The following is a 6,070-nucleotide window of genomic DNA, read 5'->3' as shown; positions in this document are numbered from 1 at the left end:
ATCGCTACCCGATGTTCAATGTCGCCGGATCCGTTCCGGCCTAGATCGGAAATGGCCATCCCGCCGGGATGGCCCTGTCTGTTGTTCATGCCGCCAGGCAGGACTACAGGATCTGCTGGCTGATCGCCGCGATGTCCGCCGCGTTCAAGGTTCCCGCCGCCTGCTTGAGCTTCAGCCCGTCCAGCACGAAGTTGTATCCCGCCTCGGCCTGCTGCCGCTTGGCGTTGTAGAGATTGCGCGTCGCGTCCAGCACGCTGACGACATCGTTCAGGCCGGCCCTGAAGCCTTCTTCCTTCTGCCTGAGCGCCAGCTCGAACGACTGCACCGAGCTGTCCAGCGCCTTGATGCGGTCCATGCCGATGACGATGTTCTGGAACGAGGAGAACACCTGGCGCTGCACCTTGCGGCGCGCCAGGCTGAGTTCGGACGAGGCCGCGCCCAGCCGGCTGGCGGCCGCATGGCTCATGCCGTAGGTGTAGCCGCTCTGGAAGATGGGCACGCTCAGGTTCAGCGTGACGCGGGTGTCGCCCACGGTGCTGCCGCCGCCGAACAGGCTGCCGCCGGTCTCGTTGCGGCCGGTCGAGGCGCGCAGGGCCATGCTCGGGTAGTAGCCGGCGCGCTGCACCGACACTTCCTTCTCGGCCACGGCCACGGCGGCCGAGGCCGCGCGGATCGACCAGTTCTGTTCCAGCGCCGTGCGCAGCCAGACCTGCACGTCGTTGGGCTGCGGCACCGCCATGGGCAGGTCCTTGCGCACGCGGTGCAGCCTGACGTTGCCGTAGCCGATGATTTCCTGCAGGCCCTGCTGCTTGTCCAGGTAGTCGTGGCGGGCCAGCAGCGTGTTGGCTTCCTGCAGGTCCAGGCGGGCCTGCACCTCGCTCACGCCCACCTCGGTTTCCTGGCCGCTGCGGTAGCGCGCCCGCACCAGCTCCATCTGCTTCTGGGTGGTGTTGCGCTCGGCCTCGGTCAGCTCGATCTGGTCCTGGGCGGCCAGGATGCTCAGGTAGGCGGTGGCCGTGCGCAGCATCAGGTCCTGCTGGGCATAGGCGTAGCTGGCCACTTCCTTGCGCTCGGCTTCCTGCGACTGGCGCCACTTGTGGAAGGCGCCCAGGTCGAGGATGGGCTGGGTCAGGGTCAGCGCCCAGCCGTTCTCGTTCCAGTTGGCCTGGCCGGTCTGGTAGACGGCGTTCTGGCTGTTGATCACATTCTGCTTGACGCGCGAGCGGTTGGCCTCGCCCGTCACGCTGGGCAGCAGCCCGGCGCGGGCCGCCATCACGCCATAGCCCACCGCCTGCAGTTCCTGGTAGGCGCCGCGCAGCTGCGGATCGTTCTGCAGCGCCACCATGTAAACCTGGTCCAGCGTCATGGGATCCGCCTGCGCGGGCAACTCGGCGGCGTTGTAGGCCGGCATCTCGTCGGCCCGGTACGCGGCGGGCGCCGGCAGTTGCGTCTTGTCGTCGAAGCGCGGCGCCGGCAAGGGCGCGACCTGGTCCATGCGGGCGCTGGGCGCGGGCAGCGCGTGGTCGCGCTCCTGCGGCCCCACCGGCTCGGTGCGCAGCAGGCCCGCGTCGGTCTGTATCTGCGCGGGCGTGGCTTCGGTCTGTTGCGGCGCGCGCGCGGCGCAGGCCGTCAGCCCCAGCATGGCGGCCAGGGCGGCCGGCGTCATCCAGCGCCGGCGGCGCGTGGCGTATCGATGGAGATCAGTCATAGTAAACAGTGAGGAACTCATGTCCGTCCCGCGCCGTGCCGGCCGCCAGGCTGTAGAGGCTGCGCGGCTCGTCGGGCACCAGCAGGGCCAGCACCTCGCTCTCGGGCAAGGCGAGGCTGCCGGCCAGGCGCAACAGATCGGGAATGAAATCGCGCAGCGGCAGATGCGCGCCACGGAAAGTCACGGTGAAGGAGTCGCGCCGGGTGTCGGCCTCGTCCACTTCCAGGAACATGAAGCCCGCCGGATCGGCGGCCTCGGCGGCGCGGGCGATGATGTCCCGGGCCGTTCCTCGGAGCACCGGCAGGGCCAGCCGCTCCAGATAGGCTTGCAGGTGCCCGTCGAAGGCGGCACGGGTGTCGAGGTGCCGCATGCGATAGGCGGTCACGGCCGCCACGCTCTCATCTTCCGGATGCCACTTGTAGCCGCAGCCCAGCGGCAGCACGCCGTGCTGGCGCAGCGCCTCGGGCGCGGGCATGAATTCCAGGTAGATGCGATAGGTGCCGCCGTCGCCGATGTCAGGCTCGTAGGCGAAGAACATGGCGCGCGCCTGCTCCATGTCCTGCATCACCCGCAGCCACAGGGACTGCGGGATGGCCAGCTGGCGCGACAGCGTCGAGAAATCGAGCTGGCGCCAGTGCTCGCGACGCACGCCGAGCAGGAAGCGGTTGCCGACCAGGCCGGCGGCCGAGAACTTCATCGACCATTCGACGCCGTCGATCTGCTTGTCCTTGAACAGCGACAACAGGCGGTCCGCCCAGAGGCGGCGCTCCCCCCGCAAGGTATGCAGGGGGATGTGCACCTGTTCGTCGCCGGCGCCGGGCGCCGGTGTCAGCGTCGCGGTCGTCATGCCAGCCGCCAGGCTCAGGCCGCCGCTTGCCGCGGCGCGGCGTCGGTGGAGGACGAGACTTCCTCCTGCTGCTGGGCGCGCTGGCGCCGCTGGTCGTCCAGCATCGCCGCCAGGCGCGGCACGTTGCCGAGCGAGGCGCGGTGCAGTTCGATCAGGCGCAGGATGCCGGCGCGCTGCAGCTCGACCACGCGCACGTCATCCAGGCCCGTGAACTTCTGGTCGTCCACGACCCAGAAGCCGCTCAGGTAGCGTTCGCCGTCGGCCTGCGAGATGGTGATGGTCTTGGCCGTCAGCAGGCCCAGCTCGTTCAGGCGCTGCGCCATCTGCTTGGTCAGCTCCATCTCGCCCTGGAAGACGCGCAGGAATTCCATCATCTGCGTCAGGTAGCCGGTTTCCTTGCCGTCCTCGAACAGCGCCACGCCCTCGACGCCGTTGATGCCGGGATAGGACTCGTCGATGCACACCGCCAGGCGCTCTGCCTCGGACGTGGTGCCCAGCACGAAGGGATAGCGGCGCGCGAAGGCCGGCACATAGGTGTCCGCCTGCCACATGCCATCCGCCGTCACGAAGAGATTGGAGCGGTCTTCCAGGCCCAGCAGCACGGCGACATGAAAGTTGTTGTGCTCGTCGCCCACGAAGACGATGGGATAGTGGCGGCCGGCGTCGGCGAACTCGCTGGCGGCGATGGGCAGCGCGTTGGTGTCGCGGGCGAAGGCATAGTGATCCGGCTGGATCTGGATCTTCGTGTCTTGGTGCGCGGCACGGTCCAGCGCCACGGCGCGTTCGTAAAAAGCGGTTGCGGACATTTGGTAAACCCCCTGTAAAACTGTTACTCGTCTTTTCGTTGACATGCGCGCAGCGGCTGTCGCGCAACTCTCGGGAAACCCTGGATATTCGCGGGTTTTGGCGCATTGGCGGGCATTTCCAGCGCGCGCCGGTCGCCCTGAGATTTAGAAACAATTAGACCGAATCGTGTCGCCAGCCGTCTATGCCTGAAATTGGGTATTTCGCGTCGGACCAGTCCGAACCCCCGACTCGGACCGGGTTCAGCTCAGCCAGCCACGCGCCCGCGCGGCATGCACGGCTTTCGTGCGGGACGACACCAGCAACTTGCGATAGATGTGCTTGATGTGGCGCTCGACGGTGTAGCGCGACAGATGCAGTTGTTCGGCGATTTCGCGGTTGCCCAGGCCCGCGGCCACCAGGCTCAGGATCTGGCTCTCGCGCGGGCTCAGGGGGTCCGCCGCATCGGGCTGCTCCACTGGCGGACCGCGGAATTCCTGGATCAGGCGGCGCGTCACGAAGGGATCCAGCGGCGCGCCGCCGCTCAGCGCGCTGCGGATGGCGGCGCCGACCTCGATGTCGTCGCGCTCCTTGAACACATAGCCCGACGCGCCCGCGCGCAGCGCGGCCAGGACGTCATCCTCGAGGCGCCAGGCCGACACCACCACGATCGTCATGTCAGGGTTGGCCGCATACATTTCGGCGATGAGATCCACGCCGCTGCCGTCGGGCAGGTCCAGGTCCACCAGCGCCACGGACACGGGCTGGCGGGAGAAGCTGGTCCTGGCCTCGGCCAGCGACCCGGCGGAACACAGCGATGCCGGCTCGTAGCCGAATTGCATCAGGATGCCCTCGAGCCGGGTCCGTGCCTGTGGCTCCGCCCCGACCAACAGTACGGGCTGGCGCAGCACGAAGTCGAAGACGGACGATTGGGCGGACATGGAATCAAGACGGAAGCGACAAGGCCATACGGCGCCGTGCATGCGCCATGGCAGCCGACGGCGGATCAGATTCGTGCGGAAGGCTGAATACCAATACTGCGAATTCCGGGAGCGGAGCATAGCACCGGGTATTTTCAGGATTACTGGAATCCCAGCCGGTGTTTACCCTGCGTTCCATGGAAAACCCCAAGCCTGAAATCAATTCAATTTATATGGGCACAAATTCGATATATATTGAAATCTGTGATGAAATTAATTTCACGACTTGTTTTCCATAATCCGGCCGCGCATCAGTCTTTCGTACAGCCACGAGGGGTGGCGGTCGCACGATAGCAGCATTCCCAGCGGGCGGCATCAGACTTTGGTCGTAGGACAATCCCTCGTAGCCCGGATCCGAAAATCCCTTCCAACGCCGACTTTCGCCTGGAAAGACGGTATTCCAGACGAGGGACCGAATACTCCCTTCCAGCGCATTCGTCGCAACCTTGTTAATAAGCTTCGCGATTGCCCTTATTAATGTCGAGATAATTAATAATATTGTCGAGATGGGCCGGCATATCCACCGCCGCGTGCCGCCAGGCCCGCTCCGCCGCCCCCGGAATCAAGCGCCGCCCTGGTCGGCGAACTCGTCCACCACCACCTGCCGCAACCACTGATTGGCCGGATCCCGGTGATTGCGCGCGTGCCAGAACACATTGATGACCGACTCCGGGATCTTCACGGGACAGGGCGCGGTGGCCAGCCCGAAGGGCTTGCAGGCGCAGTCGGCGAAGCGCCGGGGCACGACGGCGATCATGTCGGTGGCCTGCAGCACCGGCCCCACCGCCATGAAATGCGGCACCGTCAGCCGCAGCCGCCGCCGGATGCCGGCGCGCTCGATGACCTCGTCCACCACGCCATGGCCGGTGCCCTCGGACACGATGGCCACCTGCTCGGCGGCGCGGAACTGGCGGATCGACACGCCCGAGCGCGCCAGCGGATGATCCTGGCGAAAGATGCAGACATAGGGCTGGCGAAACAGCCGGCGCTGGAAGAAGCCAGCCTTCAAGGCCGGCAGGAAGCCCATCGCCAGGTCCACCCGGCCGCGCTCCATCTCGTCCTTCACGTCCATCGAGGTGGTGCGCACCGTGCGGATGGTGACGCCCGGCGCCATGCCTTCCAGCGTGCGCATCAGCCTAGGCAGGAAATAGGATTCGCCCACGTCGTTGACGCCGATCACGAAGCCGCGCTCGCTGCCGCGCGGGTCGAAGGACGCGCGCGCGTTCAGCGTGCTGTGCAGCGCACCCAGCGCGTCGGCGATGGGCCGGGCCAGCGATTGCGCGTAAGGCGTGGGCACCATGCCGCGCGCGGTGCGCAGGAACAGCTCGTCGCCCAGCAGCTTGCGCAGCCGGCCCAGCGCGTTGCTGACGCCGGGCTGCGAGATGCCCAGGCTTTGCGCCACGGCCGCCACCCGGCCATGCTTCTGCAGCTCGTTGAAGACGACCAGCAGGTTCAGGTCCAGGTCTTTCAAGTCCATGCGCTTGTCTCCACCAATATTCATTCTGGTGATCTGTTTAATTTTCCAGATTCTATTTATTAATTTGCCAGACTGCCGGATCATTCCCGGATAACAAGCCAGCGACCACGACGCGCCGGCGCCGCCCGGCCGCGCCATGGCCGGCGACAACCTGGAGACAAGCATGTCCACGCCATCCATCGCCGCGCCCAGCGGCCGGAGGCGCCCATGAGCGCCGCCATCCCCGCCAGCCCCGAGGCCGCCGCCTGTCCAGGCGGCGACGCGCCGGCCGGCGC

Annotated in this window: 5 protein-coding genes; all 5 read right to left on the bottom strand. The window is 66.7% G+C overall.

The genetic code is table 11. The features are described from left to right. Positions 1 to 103: 103 nt before the first annotated feature. The 5 genes from AC6LJ9_RS00025 to AC6LJ9_RS00005 all read right to left on the bottom strand — a co-directional run bounded on the left by AC6LJ9_RS00025 (position 104) and on the right by AC6LJ9_RS00005 (position 5,795). Positions 104 to 1,708, bottom strand: a complete 1,605-nt coding sequence (locus AC6LJ9_RS00025; RefSeq protein WP_498146016.1) for a TolC family outer membrane protein — start codon at positions 1,706 to 1,708, stop codon at positions 104 to 106. Next, positions 1,701 to 2,555, bottom strand: a complete 855-nt coding sequence (locus tag AC6LJ9_RS00020; RefSeq protein WP_498146015.1) for a hypothetical protein — start codon at positions 2,553 to 2,555, stop codon at positions 1,701 to 1,703. The genes AC6LJ9_RS00025 and AC6LJ9_RS00020 overlap by 8 nt, the downstream gene beginning before the upstream one ends. A 14-nt stretch (positions 2,556 to 2,569) precedes the next feature. Next, positions 2,570 to 3,361 carry a SapC family protein gene (locus AC6LJ9_RS00015; protein ID WP_498146014.1) on the bottom strand — a complete coding sequence of 264 codons (792 nt, stop codon included), beginning with the start codon at positions 3,359 to 3,361 and terminating at the stop codon, positions 2,570 to 2,572. 240 nt (positions 3,362 to 3,601) lie between these two features. Beyond that, positions 3,602 to 4,279: a LuxR C-terminal-related transcriptional regulator gene (locus tag AC6LJ9_RS00010; protein ID WP_498146013.1), complete on the bottom strand. Its 678-nt coding sequence runs from the start codon at positions 4,277 to 4,279 to the stop codon at positions 3,602 to 3,604. A gap of 601 nt (positions 4,280 to 4,880) precedes the next feature. Then, positions 4,881 to 5,795 carry a LysR family transcriptional regulator gene (locus AC6LJ9_RS00005; protein WP_498146012.1) on the bottom strand — a complete coding sequence of 305 codons (915 nt, stop codon included), beginning with the start codon at positions 5,793 to 5,795 and terminating at the stop codon, positions 4,881 to 4,883. Positions 5,796 to 6,070: the final 275 nt, after the last annotated feature.

Source organism: Achromobacter sp. 1011811831, from assembly GCF_059760905.1.
Note: the sequence above shows the minus strand (reverse complement) of the source record. Positions and strands in the feature narration are given on the sequence as shown.